A 21,099-nucleotide genomic window follows, 5' to 3' on the forward strand; every position below is an offset into this window, starting at 1 on the left:
CCGAGTGGCGATCGCTGAGAATCAAGATTTTCGCCCCCTGAGCCACTGCGGCGATCGCTTTTCGCACAGAGCCTCCACCGCCAACCGCAACCCGTCCGGTCCCGTCGCCACCGGATACAGAGTAGACAGACCCACCGCCTTTAAACCAGAGTCCGCCAGTTTTAGCAGTTCCGCCTCATTGAGGACTGGGGATGATATTTTTAGCATCCGCGCATCTTCCGGTTTCGGGTCTAGCAGGTTCCCCCGTTCTCCCAAGCGCATTTCTAGGGACATCACAATCCGCTCCCGTAGCGGGTCAATAGGCGGGTTAGTCACCTGAGCAAAGCGCTGTTTAAAATAGTCATATAGCAGGTGAGGTTGTTCCGAAATCACCGCCAGCGGAATATCATCTCCCATGCAGAAAGTCGGTTCTTTCCCCAAACTCGCCATATCCGCAATCACCATTTCCACATCTTCCGAACCGTAACCAAAGGCTTTTTGGATAGCCAGGTCAGGAAGAAGAGGATTTTCCGTCCCCACAAAAGGTTGCCGCTCCAAATCCTGGCGGTATTTTCGCAGCCATTCCCCATAGTTGCATTTCCCCGCCACTTTCCGTTTAATATCCCAGTTTTTCAGGATTTCCGACTCCTCCAAGTTCACCGCGATCATTTGTCCCGGTCCCAGGCGACCTTTTTCGATAATTTCCGACTCCTCAACTTGCACTACTCCCGCTTCCGAGCCCACAATAATCAAACCCCCTTTGGTGATGCAATAACGCGCCGGTCTGAGTCCATTGCGGTCTAAGCAGGCTCCCACCTGTTTACCATCGCTAAACACCAGCAAAGCCGGACCATCCCAGGCCTCTTGTACTCCGCTGTGAAATTCGTAGAAGTCCGTAATTTCTGGATAGTCTTTCAGCAGTGGCTGATTTTGATAGGCTTCTGGAACCATAATCATCAACGACTCAGAAGGTTCTCGTCCCGTCTGCACCAGCAGTTCCATCACGTTATCGAGGTTAGCCGAATCGCTGTTATTGGCATCCACAAAAGGTTTCAGATCCCAAAGGCGATCGCCCCAAACCGGATGAGAGAGGATACCTTCCCGCGCCCGCATCCAGTTAATGTTACCCAGAAGCGTGTTAATTTCCCCGTTATGCCCCAGTAACCGCATCGGTTGAGCGAGGGGCCAGCGAGGCATGGTATTAGTGCTGAAGCGCCTATGATACACCGCAAATTGACTTTCATAGTCAGGATTTTGTAAATCACGGTAAAACTCACCCAACACCGCCGAGCGCACCATACCCTTATAAACGATAGTCCGACAGGACCAGGAACAAATGTAGATATCTTGTCCCCAGACCAAGCCCTCTTTTTCTAGGGCTACCCCACACTGGCGGCGTGCCAGATATAATTGACGTTCTAGGTCATCTCCCACCAGACCTGTTTTTGAGCTAACAATAAGCTGTTCAATGCAGGGTTGGTTAGCTGCTGCCATCGGTCCGAGGACTTCCGGGCGCACCGGAACCACTCGCCAACCTATCAGGTTCAGATTTTCCGACTCCAGAACTTTGGCGATCGTATCGCGGGCTAACTGTTGTTTACCGTCCGCTTCCGCAACCTCCTGATTGGGGGAACCATTCCCTGAAGAACCCGCCTGGGGTAGAAATATCATTCCTACTCCATAGTCACCCTCTGGACTCACCGCATATCCTTCCGCTTGCAGTATTTTCCAGGGAATAGTAGTCATCACTCCGGCTCCGTCCCCAGAGTCGTAATCGGCACTACATCCTCCCCTGTGTTCCAGACAGCCTAGGGCTTTTAAGGCTTTCTCAATTATGCTATGGTTGGCTTTTCCGTTTAGGTCTGCAATGAACCCAACGCCACAAGCATCTCTTTCTTCCACCAGCCACCGAGGACCCGCGTAGGGTGTACCCAGGCTATTTCCCTGGTTAGATAACCGGCGAACTTTCAGGGTAGGGGGTTGATGGGGGTTGAAATTGGTTTCTTTTCTATCCATGTCTCGATCAATGGGTTTTGCTAGGGAAATTGCTGTCTGGTGTCCGTTGTCCGTGAAATGCCCTTAGGTATTATTATGTAGCCAAGATTCGTAGGGTGCGTCACATCCGACCGGCTACGAGAAACACCAACCAAAAGCGTTATTGTGACGCACTCCGTGTTGATTTACTCCGAAATTTTCGCATCGAGGGGCGGGTTCTTACGCGCGACTCTATTTCCACGCCCATTGTTTGTGAACCCGCCTGTACCCTATTCCAAGCTATAGCTCATAATTACCTAGGATACACGCGATTTTTGGTCTTGACTCCCAAAAGTTTAAATCTGATTACATTTTGATTTCATGTTTAACTCATCCCGATTTTCTGTAAATTTGGCTGCTTTTTTCTGGTTGTTGTCCTCTCCCGCCCTTAGCACTCCCACTGGGGGGGTCGGCGGGGGTGTGGCATTAGCGGCGGGGTATACCATTGTATCAAAACCTATTCAATCAGGAACCGAGATTGCCATCAACGGAAAACATTTGCCAGTTAATTGGCTAGAGTGGCAAGATTCTCGCATACCAGACCGCCTTGCTATTGGTATTAGCGATTTGGGCTTAATGCACTCCATGGGAGTCGAACTCCTTGATACCGATAACCACCAACAACAGCCCATTAGTTGGTTTGCATTTTCCCATAACGTGCCTACACAATATCAATCTGGCTACCGATACCTAGAGATTAGCGAACTGGCAGCCAGGGAAAATTGGCAAATTCAGATCCAGGGAAACCGTCTCGAAATTGTCACCCCCCCTAGCACTATTGAATCAGTACAAGCCGATTTCATAGCAGACAATCTCTGTGTTCCCGTGGCGGGTGCTTGTAGGGGCGGGTGCAACATATCCCACGGGAAAAATCAGCCAACTCCCCACACCCGCCCCTCGGATCCGGTGTTGAGCGGGGCTGATTTCGGCATCCCCCCTTACACAGTCGCCCTAGCTTCTTTGGGGGAAACGACTGGTGACAGAACCGACGGACGGGTTCAAGAATTATCCGACCTCCCCACTACAACACTCGTCAACCCCCCAGGACGCAACTCGGAAAATTTCTGCCGCCGTTTTGTGGTCAGACTCAACAACCCAGCCAATTGGCAAACTCCCAGTATCATTGGGCGCAGCATATCTCCCCAAAACCTCGATATATCTGATCTTCCCCCCCCTCTGCAAGAGTTACTTAACCTACCGTCGACAAAACCAGAACCAGAACATGAGCCCACAGAGGAAACCAACTTAGAAGATGAAGGGGATAGGCAACCTTTACCCACACCACCCCGGGAACTACCGCCTTTGGTATGGTGGTCAATTCCCTTGGAGGCTACATCGCCTCACCTCTCCAATAGTAGCGGCTCGCGCCAGCTACCCGGTTCTGTAATTTTACCTGGTAATAATATCGAATCTCTCACCCCCTCCGAGAGTTCATCAGATCTCTGGACAAATTTAATGGGGTTATGGGTAGATTCCCAGAACCAGCAAACTCGCCTGATTTTCAGCACTCCCACCGGGTGGCAACCTGTGGTAACATCTAGCGCTGTTCTACCAGAAATCAACATCGAAATTCGCCCCGATTTTTGGCGCGATCGCAATATAGTTTGGGCTGAGGGACTGCGTTGGCAACAAAAATATGTCGATATTAATACCCACCAAAGGTCATCTGCACTCCCTCCCTTGGCCTCTTCTACTGGCTCCGAGGCGGCGCTCTTCCCAGTGGTTTGGTTAGAGATAGACTTAAATAACCCGGGGATTTCCCTACAACCGATTCTCAGCCGAGAAGGATCTCGCTCCGGTGTCAGCCCCTTGGTTAATATTGCTAGTCGTACCAGAGCCGCCGCCGCCATTAATGGCGGATTTTTCAATCGCAATAATCAATATCCCCTGGGAGTCATCAGACACCAAAATCGCTGGCTCTCTGGCCCAATTCTTAACCGGGGGGCGATCGCTTGGACAGACCAAAACCAATTTTTTATCGATCGCCTCGAACTTTCACAAACCTTGTTAACAGACCTTGGTGAACCTATCCCCCTCGGTCGCCTCAACAGTGCCTTTATTCAACGGGGACTCTCTCGCTATACTTCTGACTGGGGAAACACCTATAGCCCTTTTACTCCCAGAGAAATTGCTATCACTGTGCAAGGGGAAACCCTTATTAGTCACCAAGTTCTCGACTCGATTAACTTTTCAGCCGTCCCTATTCCCGACGATGGCCATTTACTAATTCTGCGAAATGAACCCGAAATAGCTTTAGCCCTCGGCCTAGATCAAACCCAGTGTATCGGGTTGGTTTGTCCCCCTAGCACCCAGACAGAACACCAACCCCGACCGGTGCAACTCGTCTATGAAACTAATCCGCCCGATTTTACTGAATATCCCCATATTCTGGGGGCTGGTCCTCTGTTACTCCGGCGCAACGAAGTAGTCCTAGATGCTATAGCCGAAAACTTTAGTGATGCTTTTAATACTCAAAGAGCTATCCGCAGTGCCGTCGGTCTGAAAACTAACACCGGAGGGCGATCGCCCAGCGACTCCCCAGGAGTATCGCTTTTATTCGTCGTAGTCCATCCTCGTCTGGCTGGTCCCGGACCCTCTCTGGCTGAATTATCACTCATAATGAAACAGTTGGGGGCTACTGATGCTCTCAATTTGGACGGTGGTAGTTCCACGGGTCTCTATTTGGGTGGGTATCTACTCGATCGCCCTCCTCAAACCGCCGCCCCTATTCACAATGCCCTGGGTGTGTTCTTATCCCCTTAAAAACTATGACTTCTATGTAAAGCTATGGGTGGCTACCGTAAAGTTTTGATAAAATCTGGTAGCTATCACCGCATTCTGAGGCAAACCGGGTGACATCTTCCCTAATCTGTTTGCTATGGTGGTTTGTAGGAATCAAGGCTCAATGTAAAGGCTCGAACCTCGATCATCTAAAGCCCTGAGCTAGTGCCAAATTTATCCTAAATGTTTCAAGGACAGATTGCTATGGTAGCCATCAAAGAAAATCCTCAAGTTGCAGCCACACTCGTCGCCACCATTCCCCAATTGCCTTCAGCCACTGAGTTGCGGCCTTGGGGTTCTTTTACCGTATTAGAAGAAGGACCTGGCTACAAAATTAAACGCATTGAGGTAAACCCAGGCCATCGCCTTAGCTTACAAATGCACCATCATCGCAGTGAACACTGGATTGTAGTTTCTGGTACTGCTAGAGTTACCTGTGGCGATCGTGAAGAGGTACTATTTTCTAATCAGTCTACTTATGTGCCTCAATGTACCACCCACCGCCTAGAAAATCCCGGCGTGATACCTCTGGTTTTGATTGAGGTTCAAAATGGGGAGTATTTAGGGGAAGATGACATTGTTCGTTTTCAGGATGACTACTCTCGCGGTCGCTAACCTTAAAATTCGGCTTCCTATGAGTTGAGACGGCTTTGATTAGCTTGACTTGTGCAATTGCCGACCCTAGCTGTATAATTACGGCTTGACCAAAAATACAGGGTGCTTATGGTCGAGCCTCAGCGATCGGTTATGTGTTATATGTGTTAAATATGATTCATCTGACCCAATCTGCCACTAATGAAGTTCTACGACAACAGTCTAGGAAGAATGACTCCAACCTATTGTTTAGACTAGGAGTGAAGTCTGGGGGGTGTTGTGAGTGGGTTTATACCTTCGGTTGGGAACCAGAAGCCACAGCCAATGATGGGGTTTATCAGTGTGGTTCGATTAGGATAGTGATTGATAGCGAAATAGCTCCCTACCTGGCGGGACTAACCCTAGATTATTCAGAGGATCTAATGGGGGGAGGCTTCCGGTTCGATAATCCCAATGCAGCCAAGACCTGTAGCTGTGGTCACTCTTTTGTGTTCAAGTCCTGATATGAGAGGGTTGCGTCCCATTCGCTTCCGTATTTTCAAAAAAAGTTTGCCAAAAGCAGTTAGATCGTTTAAAATAAAGTTTTGGGTATCAGAATCTAACTTATAGATAGAAAGGAAAATCCCATCCCCAAATCGGGGAGGGCTATTTCAGTGGAGATACCGTAACCCCTAAAATTGCCGAATTCATAGATTATGTCGTAACTCATGCCCACTATACAGCAACTAATTCGTTCTGCACGAGAAAAGACTGATAAAAAAACCAAGTCTCCAGCCCTGAAAAGTTGTCCGCAACGTCGAGGCGTTTGTACTCGTGTTTATACTACAACACCTAAAAAACCGAATTCAGCACTTCGCAAAGTAGCAAGGGTGCGCTTGACTTCAGGATTTGAAGTTACAGCATATATACCGGGTATTGGTCATAACTTACAAGAACACTCCGTAGTAATGATTCGAGGCGGTCGGGTGAAAGACTTACCAGGCGTTCGATATCACATTATTCGTGGGACTTTGGATACAGCCGGGGTCAAAGATCGTCGTAATGGTCGTTCCAAATATGGAGCGAAACGCCCGAAGGCTTAAGACCGGAGTATGAATTAACCCAAATTTTGGCAGCCTAATTTTAGGGGCGGGTCTGGTTGACATGGGTTATTGTAAGTATTGCTGGCCCGGCATAAACTTGAGATTGTGTTGAGGAAAAATTAGTATGTCTCGTCGTAGAGTTGTTCAAAAACGTCCGGTTCCTCCTGATTCTAGGTATAACAGTCGCTTAGTGAGTATGATGGTGCGCCGCATCATGAGACACGGAAAAAAATCTGTGGCTCACAACATTGTTTATGATGCTTTGGCTACTATTGAGGAACGGACGGGATCTGATCCGCTAGAACTGTTTGAAAAAGCGGTTAGAAACGCGACTCCTTTGGTAGAGGTTAAGGCTCGCCGGGTGGGAGGAGCGACGTATCAAGTTCCGATGGAAGTGCGTTCCGAACGGGGAACGACCTTAGCTTTACGCTGGTTGATTCACTTTTCGAGGACTCGTTCAGGGCGATCGATGTCTAGTAGACTAGCATCAGAACTGATGGATGCAGCCAATGAAACCGGGAGTGCAGTTCGGAAGCGGGAAGAAACGCACCGGATGGCAGAAGCCAACAAAGCCTTCGCCCATTATCGGTATTAGAATATTGGATTAGCAGTCAGTTCCAGAAACGTATAAAATCTTAATAAAGGTTTAAAAAGGAGGTAGCTGTGGCACGTACCATCCCGCTTGAGAGAGTACGTAATATCGGCATCGCAGCCCATATCGATGCGGGCAAAACAACCACTACGGAGAGAATCTTATTCTATTCGGGTGTGGTTCACAAAATGGGCGAGGTTCATGAAGGAACTGCTGTAACGGACTGGATGGCTCAAGAGCGGGAGCGTGGTATTACCATCACGGCTGCCGCCATTAGTACCAGTTGGCTAGATCATCGCATTAATATCATTGATACTCCTGGTCACGTTGACTTCACCATTGAAGTAGAACGGTCTATGCGGGTTCTTGATGGGGTGATTGCAGTTTTTTGTTCTGTCGGTGGCGTACAGCCTCAGTCAGAAACGGTTTGGCGGCAGGCTGAACGTTATCAGGTTCCCCGAATTGCATTCATTAACAAAATGGATCGCACCGGAGCGGACTTTTTTAAGGTCTATGGTCAAATCCGCGATCGCTTGCGAGCTAATGCAGTACCAATCCAGGTCCCTGTTGGTCGTGAGAGTGACTTTCACGGCTTGGTAGATATAGTCGCGATGAAGACTTATCTGTACACCAATGACCTGGGAACTGATATCCAAATCAGTGATGAGATTCCAGAAGAAGTCCAAGATTTGGTAACCGAGTATCGGGAAAAACTCCTAGAAGCTGTAGCCGAAACGGATGAGGCTTTGATGGAGAAATATCTCGAGTATTTGGAAGGTGGGGACCCTCTCACGGAAGAAGAAGTTCGTCATAGCTTACGTCAGGGAACAATTAAAGGCTTAATTGTGCCGGTAATTTGTGGTTCTTCTTTCAAAAACCGAGGTGTTCAAAGGCTTCTGGATGCTGTGGTAGACTATCTTCCGGCACCTACAGAAGTTCCTCCGATTAAAGGGATACTACCGGACGGTGAAGAGGAAGTTCGCCACGCGGATGATGATGTACCGCTGTCAGCTTTAGCGTTCAAAGTGATGGCTGATCCTTATGGACGTTTGACTTTTGTGCGGGTCTATTCGGGTGTTCTCCAGAAAGGAAGTTACATCTACAATGCTACTAAGAACAAGAAAGAGCGGATTTCTCGCTTGATCGTTCTCAAGTCTGATGAACGCATTGAGGTGGAAGAACTCCGAGCCGGGGACTTGGGAGCTGCTTTGGGTCTCAAGGATACCCTGACTGGGGATACAATCTGTGATGAGGCGAACCCGATTATCCTGGAGTCGTTATATATCCCAGAGCCTGTGATTTCGGTGGCGGTGGAACCCAAAACCAAACAGGATATGGAGAAACTCTCCAAGGCTTTGCAATCGTTATCTGAGGAAGATCCGACTTTCCGGGTATCAATTGACTCGGAGACTAACCAAACGGTAATTGCTGGGATGGGTGAACTACACCTAGAAATTCTGGTAGACCGGATGTTACGAGAGTTTAAGGTGGAAGCTAACATTGGTGCCCCCCAGGTGGCTTACCGTGAAACGATCCGTAAGTCAGTTCGCACGGAAGGAAAGTTCATCCGTCAGAGTGGTGGTAAGGGTCAGTATGGCCACGTTGTGATTGAATTGGAACCGGGTGAGCCGGGCAGTGGATTTGAATTTGTCTCCAAAGTTGTTGGGGGTTCTGTTCCCAGGGAATATATCAATCCGGCGGAACAGGGAATGAAGGAAGCCTGCGAGTCCGGTGTGATTGCTGGTTATCCCCTCATCGATGTCAAAGCCACTCTGGTGGATGGTTCCTACCATGACGTTGATTCCTCGGAAATGGCCTTTAAGATTGCTGGTTCCATGGCGATCAAAAATGGTGTCACTAAGGCTTCACCTGTGCTGTTGGAGCCGATGATGAAAGTCGAGGTGGAAGTTCCCGATGATTTCATTGGGAATGTCATCGGGGATCTCAACTCCCGCCGTGGTCAGATTGAGGGTCAGGAAACTGATCAGAGTCAGGGAATTGCCAAGGTAGTGGCTAAGGTTCCTCTGGCGACGATGTTTGGCTATGCGACGGATATCCGCTCGAAAACTCAAGGCCGGGGGGTCTTCTCGATGGAGTTTAGCCATTATGAAGAGGTGCCTCGGAGTGTGGCAGAAACTATCATTGCCAAGACCAAAGGTAACTAGAGATTAGGATGTAGGCGGTGTTAGCGTGAATTTTGATCGCGGCGATCGCACTCAAACTCCTATCTCAAACTTGATCACTGATTACTAGAAGAACAAACGAAACAATAATATGGCACGCGCAAAATTTGAACGGAACAAACCTCACGTTAACATTGGTACTATCGGTCACGTTGACCACGGAAAAACAACGCTGACTGCTGCTATTACCATGACATTGGCTGCCTCTGGTGGGGCTAAAGCTCGTAAGTATGATGATATTGATGCTGCTCCTGAAGAAAAGCAGCGGGGTATTACCATCAATACGGCTCACGTTGAGTATGAAACTGCACAACGCCACTATGCTCACGTTGACTGTCCGGGACACGCTGACTATGTGAAAAATATGATCACTGGTGCAGCCCAAATGGATGGTGCGATTCTGGTGGTTTCCGCGGCTGATGGTCCCATGCCTCAAACCCGTGAACATATCCTGCTGGCGAAACAGGTAGGGGTTCCTAGTATCGTGGTTTTCCTGAACAAAGCCGATATGGTAGATGATGAGGAACTGCTGGAACTGGTAGAATTGGAAGTTCGCGAACTTCTGAGTTCATACGATTTCCCCGGTGATGATATCCCCATTGTTTCTGGTTCTGCTTTGAAAGCATTGGACTTTTTGACAGAAAACCCGAAAACTGCTCGCGGTGATAATGACTGGGTTGACAAGATTCATGCTCTGATGGATGAGGTGGATGCTTATATCCCCACTCCTGAGCGCGCTATCGATAAGCCTTTCTTGATGGCTGTGGAAGATGTTTTCTCGATTACTGGCCGGGGTACGGTGTCTACAGGCCGGATCGAACGGGGTAAAGTCAAGGTTGGTGAAACTGTTGAACTGATTGGAATTAAGGATACCCGCACCACTACTGTAACTGGGGCGGAAATGTTCCAGAAAACTCTTGAGGAAGGGATGGCGGGAGATAACGTCGGTCTACTCCTGCGGGGTATTCAGAAAAATGATGTTCAACGGGGTATGGTAATTGCTAAACCCGGATCAATTACTCCCCACACTAAGTTTGAGGCGGAAGTTTATATCCTGAAAAAAGAAGAAGGCGGACGGCACACTCCTTTCTTTAAAGGTTATCGTCCTCAGTTCTATGTACGGACTACCGATGTAACCGGGACTATTGATGAGTTTACTGCTGATGATGGCAGCACTCCTGAAATGATTATCCCTGGCGACCGGATTAATATGACTGTGCAACTGATCTGCCCGATCGCTATTGAGCAAGGGATGCGTTTCGCTATCCGTGAGGGTGGCCGTACTGTTGGTGCGGGTGTAGTTGCTAAGATTCTGGCTTAGAACTAGAATCCGATCGCTAGATTCTGAACTGATCAATTGAGTGGCAGGAAAGTGATCCGAGTTGAGGACACTTTTCTGCTCCCTCTCCTCTTGCTTATTCAATTCAACTGAACCTCGAAAACTCAACAATTAGACAATGGCTACCATTCAGCAGCAAAAAATTCGCATCCGTCTTAAAGCCTTCGATCGCCGCTTACTGGATACCTCCTGCGAGAAGATCGTCGATACGGCTAACCGCACCGGAGCTACAGCCCTCGGTCCGATTCCTTTACCGACTAAACGACGCATTTACTGTGTCCTACGTTCTCCCCACGTTGATAAGGATTCACGAGAACATTTTGAAACCCGGACTCACCGCCGCATTATTGATATTTATCAACCCTCCTCAAAAACCATTGATGCTCTGATGAAACTAGATTTACCTGCGGGTGTCGATATTGAGGTGAAATTGTAGGGGCACTAGGGGCGATCGCTCTTTAATATATGGGGTGATCAAAACAGGGGTCGTCCGAAATCAGCTAAAGTATAAAGAAAGAAGCGCACACTGTACTAAGGGACAATGGCATCATCTTCCTCTCTTGCTGTTCGAGAACTTCCCCTGTTTCCTCTACCGGAAGTGGTTCTGTTTCCACATAGGCCGCTACCTTTACATATTTTCGAGTTCCGTTATCGAATTATGATGAACACTATCCTAGAGGGCGATCGTCGCTTTGGGGTGTTGATGTTCGATCCTACTCAAGGACAAGTGGCTTCGGTGGGCTGCTGTGCTGAGGTGATTCAGTATCAGCGTTTACCCGATGATCGCATGAAAATTGTGACCTTGGGACAACAACGATTTCGGGTCCTTGAAGCTGTCCGGGAAAAGCCTTATCTGGTTGGTTTGGTGGAATGGATCGAAGATGAGCCACCAACGGCTGATCTGAGACCTTTGGCTCAGGATGTGGCTAATTTACTGCGAGATGTGGTTCATCTTTCCAGTAAGTTAATGGATCAGCCGATCGAATTACCGGATGATATTCCTGATTTACCCACAGAGTTATCCTACTGGGTTGCTAGTAACCTCTATGGGGTGGCATCGGAACAACAGATGCTCTTAGAAATGCAGGATACTGTAGCTCGTTTGGAAAGGGAAGCTGAAATTCTGACTTCAACTCGCAATCATTTAGCTGCTAGAACTGTGTTAAAGGATGCCCTAAATTAGGGGAGTAGTTGACAGACCAAGCCCGCCTCATGAGACAAGGCAGCCCTTGTCTCTAGGGCACGGCGGGAGGATTTTTCCTTAACGGTCTCCCCTTGGGTTTGTTTGTGCATCTCAAATGTTGAAAAAAAAATCAACCCCCTCGCGCCCTGCCTCACCGGGAAAGGGGGGCTTGACTTACTGGGTGAGTTGGGGTACTATATTTATATAATGGAAATCTGTGTTTTTAAAATATTTTAGTCATGCCTCCCATTATCAGGGATTACCTCCCAGCTTACCATGATTTCCCGCGACGTGTCAACCCCTCCACGGGCGGCGCGATTAAATTTTGTTGAAAAAAAAATCAACCCCCTCGCGCCCTGCCTCACCGGGAAAGGGGGGCTTGACTTACTGGGGAAGTTGGGGTACTATATTTATATAATGGAAATCTGTGTTTTTAAAATATTTTAGTCATACCTCCCATTATCAGGGATTACCTCCCAGCTTACCATGATTTCCCGCGACCTGTCAACCCCTCCACGGGCGGCGCGATTAAATTTTTTTTTTGAAGAAAAAATCAACATGGGGATTGTGGTTGATGGTTAAGAATGCTATAACTGCCAAAAATTTTGAGAGTTTCGGTGTGAGTTTTGAGTTCTTGCAAAGCCTCGCGCACTGATTGATGATCGGTGTTAGCCTCAATATCAATAAAGAACAAATAATCACCAAGCGATCGCTTAGTAGGACGGGACTCAATGCGACTTAGATTAATATTGCGTTGGGCAAAAATCTGTAATGGTTTGACCAAAGCCCCAGGAACATTAGCGGGAACACTAAAAGCTAAGGAAGTATAATTCCCCCCAGGCCAAGGCTGTAAACTCACGACCCAAAATCGGGTGCAATTGTCAGGATAATCATTAATTGGATGAGCTAAAATAGGTAACTGGTAAAGTTCAGCAGCGCGTCCAGATGCGATCGCAGCGGTAGTAGTGTCCTGCAAATATTGGAGTGCTTCTGTAGTGGAATTAGTAGGGATAGCCTGAACATTAGGGAGAAATTTTTCGAGCCATCCCTGACACTGAGCCAAGGCTTGGGGGTGTGAGTAGACAGTTTTAATCTCTGCTAATTCCTGAGCGTTAGATAGTAAAGCGTGGGAAATAGGTAAAACCAGGCCCTGTTGAATCCGAATTAGATCTAGCTTCCAGATAGCATCAAGGGTAATAGTAACACTACCCTCAATAGAATTTTCGACGGGGACAACTCCCAGAGTGACATCACCGTTAGCGACGGCTTGTAGAGTTTGGGTGATACTAGGATAAGGACAAAGTAAAGGCCTATGTCCTGTAGTTTGGGTTAAATAATCGGCATAAACCAGAGTCGCCGCCTCAGCATAAGTACCTGGGGGGCCCAAATGAGCAATAGAGACAGTCATTTTAACCACTAATCAATTAAATTTAGGTTGCTATGGTGTGAGGTTTGGGGGAACTGAAACAGGGGTCCAACCGGGTCTATTTAGTTGAACTTGGCTGACTTAGGACAAGTAGGGTAGGGATAAATGCACTCTCAGGAATTGAGCTTGTTGTAATTCTTTACAAGATTCTCATGAATATGACCGTTATGATGGAAAAACTGAACGCCAAAACCCCAATCTAAGAATAATCTAAGACTACTTGAGGACTTGGGGTGATGTCAGTCACATTAAAAAAAGTTAAGTTTTGTTAATGTAGGTTAACAACTGTTGATTTATACGGTCTCCTATGCTTAATAGATTTACAGCTTCCCAATCGTTGGAAATTGCGGTAGGTGAGCAAACGATTCCGATCCAGCACTATTTGCGTCAGCCTCGACGTTTGGTGAACGCCTTAGTTGATCCAAATAGGTTAGAGAGGTTGGAGGCGGACTGCTTTCGGTTAAAAATGCGTCCTCTGTCATTTATGACCATGACCATTCAACCGACAGTAGATATGAAAGTATCAGCTTTGGCCAATGGAACTGTAAGGTTGCGATCGCAGGGTTGTGAAATTCGGGGTATTGAATACATTAACCAGAGGTTTTCGCTGAACTTATATGGTAGATTAGCGCCGTATAAAATCAATGGTATCACCTATCTAAGGGGTCAAGCGGATCTTGAGGTACAGGTGGAAGTCCCCTACCCGTTGTCGCTAACTCCTCAACCGATTATTGAAGCCACTGGAAACGGTTTGCTTAAAAGCGTTTTATTAACCATAAAACAGCGATTAATGCACAATTTACTATCAGATTATCAGCGATGGACTTGTGAGGTTGCCGATCAAGGAATGGCTACACAACCCAATAGTCAAGTTATAGTAGGGGCGGGTTCCGCAGTCAGTGATGATTCCCAGCAGCCAACCTACTGAACCCGCCCCCAGTGCTTATTGGTGGGGGGTTTCCCAGTCGGGTGATGATTCTCAGCAGCCAACTTCCGATCGCCCGCCCCCAGTGCTTATTGGTGGGGGGTTTCCCCAGTCGGGTGATGATTCCCAGCAGCCAACTTCCGATCGCCCGCCCCCAGTGCTTATTGGTGGGGGGTTTCCCCAGTCGGGTGATGATTCCCAGCAGCCAACTTCCGATCGCCCRCCCCCAGTGCTTATTGGTGGGGGGTTTCCCCAGTCNGGTGATGATTCCCACAGCCAACCTACTGAACCCGCCTCCCGCTCCAAATGTTGACGGACGGGAGCAAAGGAGAAACGATGGTGAAAACAAGGACCATAAGATTGTAAAGCTTGTTTATGCTGTTTAGTACCGTATCCCTTGTGTTTGGCTAAACCATATTGTGGGTAAGTGCGATCTAAGCGCGTCATGAGTTCATCCCGCCAGACCTTAGCCAGAATACTAGAGGCGGCGATGACAATACAATGACTATCCCCTTTGACGATCGCCTGTTGAGGGATAGACAGATTGGGGATAAGTCGGTTCCCATCAACCAAACACAATTGCGGTGGCGGGTCCAATTTAAGCACCGATCGCCGTATAGCGAGTTGGGTAGCTTGCAAAATATTTAGGCGATCGATTTCCCGCGCCGAAGCCCAACCAATTCCACAGGCGATCGCCTTAGATCTAATCAAAGTAGACAAACTGGCGCGAAGAGTCGGAGTCAATTTTTTACTATCTTTAACCCCAGCCGCAGCAAGTTCCAAGATAGTGGTTTCTGACAGTTGTACAGCAGCAGCCACCACCGGACCAAACCAAGCCCCCCTTCCCACCTCATCTATACCAGCCACAGCAGTCCAGGATAGTTGTTCAAAGGCGGGAGGGAGTTGATAGGTAAAGCTGGGGATACTCACTCAGAAACGGCCGAAGAACGGCGGCGGCGGCGGCGAATAACAGGTGTATTTTCAGCGTCCCCTTCAGTTTCCAAATTTTCCGAATCTTCCGAGGGATAAATATAATCAGAATCGTCGATATCATCATTAGGATCTGTGACATCATTAATATCTGTGACTGTGAGATCACTAGGATCTATGACCTCGATAGATTCTGTGATTTCTGGGGACTCTTCAGAATCGTCAGTTGTATCTTCTACATGATTATAAACGAGGTTTTGGTCATCTTGAGAGATCAGATTTTCAGCAGGTGGGACTGTCACAGCATTAGGAATTGGTAGAGTTGGAGCCCAGGAGATAGCGGTGTCGGTTTCCTCCTCCAAAATGCTGGACAGAGGTAAAGGCGTATCACCTGGTAAACGAACTGTGACGATCGCATTTCTAGCATTTTTCACCGACTGGTTAGAGAGTACCAAGGGAGAAATCCCCATCAGCGCATAAACATCCTGTTCATCCCCAGTCATTTCCACAGCTACGACCTCTGGAGGTTCTGGGATAGCCTTGATCGCATCAGACTTAACGGACTTAGGAAATCGCTCAGTAAGTTCTTGGCGACCGGAGAAAGCCACATCGGTATTAGTTTCAGTCTTAGTCGTCTCATTGTAGGTATTACCGGAGTTAACGCGGAGATTACCACGATTTCCCTCTTCCTCACGCACTAAAGGTTCAAGATCACCAATGCGACGACGGCGACGGCGGCGGATATTGCTAGTACCGCCAATGTCTTGATAACTGGGATGATTAAGCAACTCCAACTCAGGGAAATTACCTCCTGTATCAGTTTCAGCAGAAACTATTTCCGAATCATCTCTATAAACAGTTTCAGCGGACGATACAGAAGACACATTAGCTTGAACTCGGCGAGTGTTGTCTACGGCGGCTGTGCGAGTTCCGGTATCCAAACCAGGGGTGCTAGATAATCCTTTCGGACCAACCATGAATCGTTCAGAGGCTTCAGCCGTATCGGCTGCTGACTCTCCGGGGAGGTGAATCAGATGTCCCAAGCCGTTACAAGTGGGACAACTACGGCCAAACAACTCATAAATATTTTGTCCTTGGCGTTTTCTGGTTAACTCGACCAAACCCAACTCAGACAATTGAGCAATTTGTGGTCTAGACTTATCTGCTTTCAAGACCTTATTAAAGTGTTCAAGGACTTGTAGCTGATCTCGGCGGGAGTCCATATCAATAAAGTCAACAATAATCACCCCAGCGATATTGCGTAGGCGCAGTTGACGGGCGATTTCGGTAGCCGCTTCACAGTTAGTCCAGAGGACAGTTTCCCGAGAAGTCGCCGAACGGGTAAAGGAACCGGAGTTAACGTCAATGACGGTCAAGGCTTCTGTTGGTTCAATGATAATGTATCCTCCGGAGGGCAAATCTACCCTAGGGCGTAGTGCTTCTCGAATAGCAGCATTAACGCGGAAATATTCAAGGATAGGGATACGTTCTCGGTGGTGGTCAATCAAGACTCCTTGGGGAGTTTTACCAACACTCCAGTTGACCAAATGCTGTTTAACTCGTTTAATGCCATCAGCGGAATCTACAACAATGCGATTAACTTCGGTGCTATACATATCTCTTAGCACCCGTTGGATAAAATCATTATCTCGATTGAGTAGAGCGGGAGGTCGGGTCGAGGTAGCCTCTTGTTGGACTTCTTCCCACTGTTTTTGTAGGGCTTCTAAGTCTTCTAAAATGGCATCTTCTGCCATACCCTCAGCTTCGGTTCGGACTAATAAACCCATACCAGAGGGTTTAATTAAAATCGCTAAGGCCCTAAGACGATTGCGTTCTGCTTCTGATCGGATACGGCGAGATAGATTTACACCTCGGCCATAGGGCATTAAGACGAGATAGCGTCCTGGTAGGGTAATATTCCCTGTTAATCTTGGTCCTTTGGTGCCGGTGGGTTCTTTCATCACTTGGACTAGAACCTTTTGTTGAGGCATCAATAGTTCGGTAATGGAACCGGACGATCGCTTTAATCTTAGTGGTCCCAAATCGGAAACATGAATAAATCCGTTACGTTCGGGGTCGCCAATATTGACAAAAGCCGCGTCTATTCCTGGCAGGACATTTTCAACAATTCCTAAATAAATATCACTAACTTGTTGGTTTCCGGTGGCCACCACAAGTTCTTGAATCTCATCTTCAGAAAAAACTGCAGCTATCCTATGCTGCTCTGCAATAATAATTTGCTTGGACATTTAATTTCCTCAAAACTTGGCGGGGCGGGTGCAGCAGTCTTGTCCTGTTTCCAATGGCATATCTAACACCCGCCCCTACAGGCACGCGCATCTGCGTGGGCCTTATATTGTGGTGGCTGCTAGAATCGTTCGCGAAGCGTGCGATCGCACCCGCAGCAATCATCTGCTGAGAAAAGGGCAAGGGACTCGCCATAGTAGCCATTGTCGGTTCGAGATGCTCCTCCGGAACTTTTGCTCTAATTCATGCTCTTCCTCCGAAAAACTCCATCCCCTTGTGGGTGGGTCTCGATAGGAGTGGCAATTGAGCGGGGGTTAAATACTCCCTAAATTGTCCATTCGATAGCCTTGACATACCTCCTCGCCCTGAAGGAGCGAGGATTCCTTGACGCTTCACAGCAATGTGCTACCGAAGTAGTCTTACCCTCGCTCTGCGTCCGTTTAGAGTCTCCCAATGTCCTCGGGCGACTATGTTTAATTCTACTCAAGCCCAAAGCTGGTTTTCTTCAGGGATGTAGTTAAACATTGCCCCTCGGAACTGTCTAGGTGCGCTCTCATCGTAGCTATTTCAACGGGTCTTGATCCTTATGACTTCATCTATTTGAGAACAAAGCCGTCCTAGAACAACAGGGTTTTAGACCCATTCTTCTGATCACCCTAAACCCAATTGCCTAAGTTAATCCCAGGTAGTAGGGTTAATTAGGTATTCTACAGGTTAGATCATTATACCCTAAACCAGCCGAATCTGTAATCTGCGGTGCGTCAGCCGAAAATTGTCCGGCCAAGATTGATATAGCCTCACTCTGACGCTACGAGAAAATTGGTTTAGGCTAAAGTTAGATGTTCTCGATGGATTGAAATTAGTTGCAATTCCAGGCTGCTAACCTGTTCTAGCATATAGACTACTTGCTCAGGTCTCAGTTGAGTGCCATCATTGCGACAGGTTCCCAAATAACGCAACAGGGTAGCGTTTGGGGCGGGTTGGTCTAATTCCCATAGTGGAATTTTGACTGTTTCCTTTACGATCGCCTCTAGTTGTAATAACTGCTCCCGCAGGTTAATAATTCTGATTTTACCTGATTTGGTAGTTTTTTCCCACAACATTTCTGAACTGTTCAGTACAGCCTCCACCCAACTGGCCCAATGATTCGGGGTAATGGTTTCATCTTGGGCTTGTAAATGGATGATATAGGTAGCTTGTCCTATGGTTTGGGCGATCGCCGCCGAGTTAACGTCCACTTCTTCGACCCGATAAATCGGTAAGTTGTCCGGGAGACAGGCGGATAATTCCCGTTGAAAGGTTTGTATATCCATAGTCTCGGCTAGGTCAAAATCCGCAATTTCCCCGGTGCTAGTGGTTCCTAAAGGCAGTGCATTGGCGGGGGATATACGGGGGCCGGGATGATAGCCTCCCGTGAAGGATATGGGCAATTCTGCGCGTCTGACGGCGCGATCAAATACTTTCATCAGGTCAAGATGTCCGACTAATGCCATCTCTCCTAATTTCCCAAACCAGACTCGGAACCGTTGGACTCGTTGGGAAGGGGGGACGAAATGACCCGTAAATTCGGGAATGGGTGGGGGTGTAAATACCACGTTATGACCTAATTCTGGGCCACATACCCCACAATGGGAACAGGCGGCGAAAGAACAGTCGGGAACTGTGGCCGCTTCGATCGCCCTTTGTAGGTCTTGTTTCAGCCAGTTTTTGTCTATTCCGGTGTTGATATGGTCCCAAGGTAGAGGTTGGTCTAGTAGTTGTTCACGGTGGCTGTGGTCGTGGCTGTCCTCGGCGATCGCCTTTTCCATGAGGTTCCATTCCCCGGCTTCTACTTGCCGATATTTCCAGCCTAACCCAGACTCTTCTATGGCTTGGGTCCAGGCAGCGAAGGCACGATCTAGGCTTTCCCACCAGGCATCCATTCCGGCCCCCAGTTCCCAGGCTCGTTGGACTACGGGTGCTAGTCGGCGATCGCCTCTACCGATAAAGTCCTCCATAGCCGAGATCCGCACGTCCGTAAAGTTGGCTTTAACCCCTTTGAGGCGGTGAAATTCCGCTTTCAGCAATTGCTGTTTGCGTTGAAATTCTGTGGTCGATACACTGTGCCATTGAAAGGGTGTATGGGGTTTCGGGGTAAAATTAGAAATGGTCAGGTTAATGCTTAGGGGGCGGCGGCGGTGTCCCTGACATTGACGCTGCAACCAGCGGACGGTTTCCGCGATACCTAGGACATCAGCATCCGTTTCTCCCGGTAGGCCGATCATAAAGTATAGTTTGATTTTATCCCAACCTTGCTCGTAGGCGGTTTGGACTCCTCGCAATAACTCCTCATTGGTTAGTCCTTTATTGATGACATCCCGCATTCTTTGGGTCCCCGCTTCGGGTGCAAAGGTCAGGCTACTGGTGCGGGTTCCGCCGATAATGTTGGCAATGTTTTCGTCAAAGCGATCGACTCGTTGACTGGGTAGGGATAGGGATATATTGCTGTCACGCAGGCGGTTTTTGATTTCCATTCCTACTGCGGGTAATGATAGGTAGTCTGAACAGCTTAGGGATAATAGGGAAAATTCATTATATCCCGTTGCTTTCATCCCTTTGGCGATCGCCTCTACCACCGCTTCGGGTTCTACGTCTCTAGCCGGACGGGTTAACATTCCCGGTTGACAGAAACGACAGCCACGGGTGCAACCTCGTCTCACTTCTATGGCTAGGCGATCGTGAACTGTTTCCACGAATGGAACCATTGTAATCGAATAGGCAGGCATCGGAGTCGCTACCCGGCGGATAATGGTTGCAGGTACGTCGGGATGGTTAGGATGGATTGACCCATCCGCCGCCATATCATAGAATTGGGGAACGTATACCCCTGGCACTTGGGCTAGGTCTAAGAGTAGCTGTTCCCGGGTTAACCCGGCTGCTTTCCCTTCTTCTATCACTAAACCTATTTCTGGGAGGAGTTCCTCTCCGTCCCCTAAAGCGATAAAATCGAAGAAGTCCGCGTAGGGTTCCGGGTTGGATGTGGCGGTTTGGCCACCGGCAAAGATTAGGGGAAGTTCTCCTAGGGGGGTTTGTCCATTTGGCTCCTGCCTTTGTTTCCAGGTTAGGGGAATGTGGGCAAGATCTAGCATTTCTAGGATATTCGTGGCCCCTAGTTCATAGCTGAGACTAAACCCGAGAATGTCAAATTCCGTCAGAGAACGGCGGGACTCTACCGCAAATAGGGGGGTTTGGGTGTCTCGCAGTTTGGCGCTAAGATCGGCGGCCGGTAAATAGGCGCGATCGCATAATTGTCTCGGCTGGGCATTGATGATATTATAGAGGATTATGTGTCCTAGGTTCGAGGCTCCTACCTCATAGATTTCTGGATACGTGAGAGACCAGCGCACAGCCGCTGATTCCCAGGGTTTGTGTTTCGCCCCTAATTCATTACCTAAATATCTCGCTGGCTGGTTGATTTCTGGTGTGATTAATTCTTTGACTGGAACTGCCACTTTCTACCTCTTCTGATTCTTAAATCGGCAATCTTTACGGATATGTTTTGATGATGTTCGGCTCAGAAATGACGCATATACCACCATTATACATGATGGGTGCAATTCTGACAGATTAAATTTATCCTGATTCACTACAGGACTTGGTGGCTTCATATTTGCGGAGATTTGGGGCTGATAATTAGTTGATAGATATGGTGATTTTGTCAATCAAAATAGGGTGGATATTGTCTATGTTTCCGGTATCGGGCTAGATTTTATGGGCAGATATGATATTATCGGTGGCACAAAGATTAAGTTTTTGTTAACTTAT

The 21,099-nt window shown here is 48.1% G+C and carries 14 protein-coding genes and 1 pseudogene; 10 read left to right on the top strand and 5 right to left on the bottom strand.

All coding sequences use genetic code 11. The features are described 5' to 3' along the window. Positions 1-1,995: pseudogene (locus tag B9T16_RS09975) on the bottom strand (glutamate synthase central domain-containing protein); the annotation flags it as partial. 339 nt (positions 1,996-2,334) lie between these two features. Between B9T16_RS09975 and B9T16_RS09980 the strand changes: the two are divergent. The 9 genes from B9T16_RS09980 to B9T16_RS10020 all read left to right on the top strand — a co-directional run bounded on the left by B9T16_RS09980 (position 2,335) and on the right by B9T16_RS10020 (position 11,767). Next, the gene (locus B9T16_RS09980) at positions 2,335-4,776 is read left to right on the top strand and encodes a phosphodiester glycosidase family protein (RefSeq protein ID WP_410244671.1); all 2,442 of its coding nucleotides are present in this window, start codon (positions 2,335-2,337) and stop codon (positions 4,774-4,776) included. 222 nt (positions 4,777-4,998) lie between these two features. Continuing rightward, positions 4,999-5,409 (top strand): phosphomannose isomerase type II C-terminal cupin domain, encoded by a 411-nt coding sequence (locus tag B9T16_RS09985; RefSeq protein WP_035735647.1) that lies wholly within the window; start codon positions 4,999-5,001, stop codon positions 5,407-5,409. Positions 5,410-5,561: 152 nt separating this feature from the next. Further along, on the top strand, positions 5,562-5,891 hold the full coding sequence (locus B9T16_RS09990; RefSeq protein ID WP_006619091.1) for a HesB/IscA family protein: 330 nt from the start codon (positions 5,562-5,564) through the stop codon (positions 5,889-5,891). A 204-nt stretch (positions 5,892-6,095) separates the two neighbouring features. Further along, positions 6,096-6,470 carry a 30S ribosomal protein S12 gene (gene rpsL / locus B9T16_RS09995; RefSeq protein ID WP_006619092.1) on the top strand — a complete coding sequence of 125 codons (375 nt, stop codon included), beginning with the start codon at positions 6,096-6,098 and terminating at the stop codon, positions 6,468-6,470. 124 nt (positions 6,471-6,594) lie between these two features. Then, positions 6,595-7,065, top strand: a complete 471-nt coding sequence (gene rpsG, locus B9T16_RS10000; RefSeq protein ID WP_006619093.1) for a 30S ribosomal protein S7 — start codon at positions 6,595-6,597, stop codon at positions 7,063-7,065. 68 nt (positions 7,066-7,133) lie between these two features. After that, positions 7,134-9,227 carry an elongation factor G gene (fusA, locus tag B9T16_RS10005; RefSeq protein ID WP_317271343.1) on the top strand — a complete coding sequence of 698 codons (2,094 nt, stop codon included), beginning with the start codon at positions 7,134-7,136 and terminating at the stop codon, positions 9,225-9,227. Positions 9,228-9,336: 109 nt separating this feature from the next. Next, on the top strand, positions 9,337-10,566 hold the full coding sequence (gene tuf / locus B9T16_RS10010) for an elongation factor Tu (RefSeq protein ID WP_410244672.1): 1,230 nt from the start codon (positions 9,337-9,339) through the stop codon (positions 10,564-10,566). Positions 10,567-10,711: 145 nt separating this feature from the next. Next, the gene (rpsJ, locus tag B9T16_RS10015; protein WP_196797717.1) at positions 10,712-11,020 is read left to right on the top strand and encodes a 30S ribosomal protein S10; all 309 of its coding nucleotides are present in this window, start codon (positions 10,712-10,714) and stop codon (positions 11,018-11,020) included. Between the two features lie 105 nt (positions 11,021-11,125). After that, entirely contained in the window at positions 11,126-11,767 is a 642-nt protein-coding gene (locus B9T16_RS10020; RefSeq protein ID WP_006619097.1) for an LON peptidase substrate-binding domain-containing protein, read from the top strand. Between the two features lie 553 nt (positions 11,768-12,320). Here the strand turns inward: B9T16_RS10020 and pheA are convergent. Then, positions 12,321-13,175 carry a prephenate dehydratase gene (gene pheA, locus B9T16_RS10025; protein ID WP_410244673.1) on the bottom strand — a complete coding sequence of 285 codons (855 nt, stop codon included), beginning with the start codon at positions 13,173-13,175 and terminating at the stop codon, positions 12,321-12,323. Positions 13,176-13,500: 325 nt separating this feature from the next. Here pheA and B9T16_RS10030 point away from each other — a divergent pair, with 325 nt between their 5' ends. Then, on the top strand, positions 13,501-14,121 hold the full coding sequence (locus B9T16_RS10030; RefSeq protein ID WP_014276029.1) for a DUF1997 domain-containing protein: 621 nt from the start codon (positions 13,501-13,503) through the stop codon (positions 14,119-14,121). Positions 14,122-14,172: 51 nt separating this feature from the next. Here the strand turns inward: B9T16_RS10030 and B9T16_RS10035 are convergent, their stop codons facing one another. The 3 genes from B9T16_RS10035 to B9T16_RS10045 all read right to left on the bottom strand — a co-directional run bounded on the left by B9T16_RS10035 (position 14,173) and on the right by B9T16_RS10045 (position 20,786). Beyond that, positions 14,173-15,048, bottom strand: a complete 876-nt coding sequence (locus tag B9T16_RS10035) for a ribonuclease HII (RefSeq protein WP_410244674.1) — start codon at positions 15,046-15,048, stop codon at positions 14,173-14,175. After that, entirely contained in the window at positions 15,045-17,297 is a 2,253-nt protein-coding gene (locus B9T16_RS10040) for a ribonuclease E/G (protein WP_014276026.1), read from the bottom strand. The genes B9T16_RS10035 and B9T16_RS10040 overlap by 4 nt, the downstream gene beginning before the upstream one ends. Before the next feature lie 822 nt (positions 17,298-18,119). Further along, the gene (locus tag B9T16_RS10045; protein ID WP_014276025.1) at positions 18,120-20,786 is read right to left on the bottom strand and encodes a TIGR03960 family B12-binding radical SAM protein; all 2,667 of its coding nucleotides are present in this window, start codon (positions 20,784-20,786) and stop codon (positions 18,120-18,122) included. Positions 20,787-21,099 lie beyond the last annotated feature (313 nt).

Origin of the sequence: Arthrospira sp. PCC 8006 (genome assembly GCF_046480465.1) — a bacterium.
Classification (GTDB): Bacteria; Cyanobacteriota; Cyanobacteriia; order Cyanobacteriales; family Microcoleaceae; genus Limnospira; species Limnospira platensis.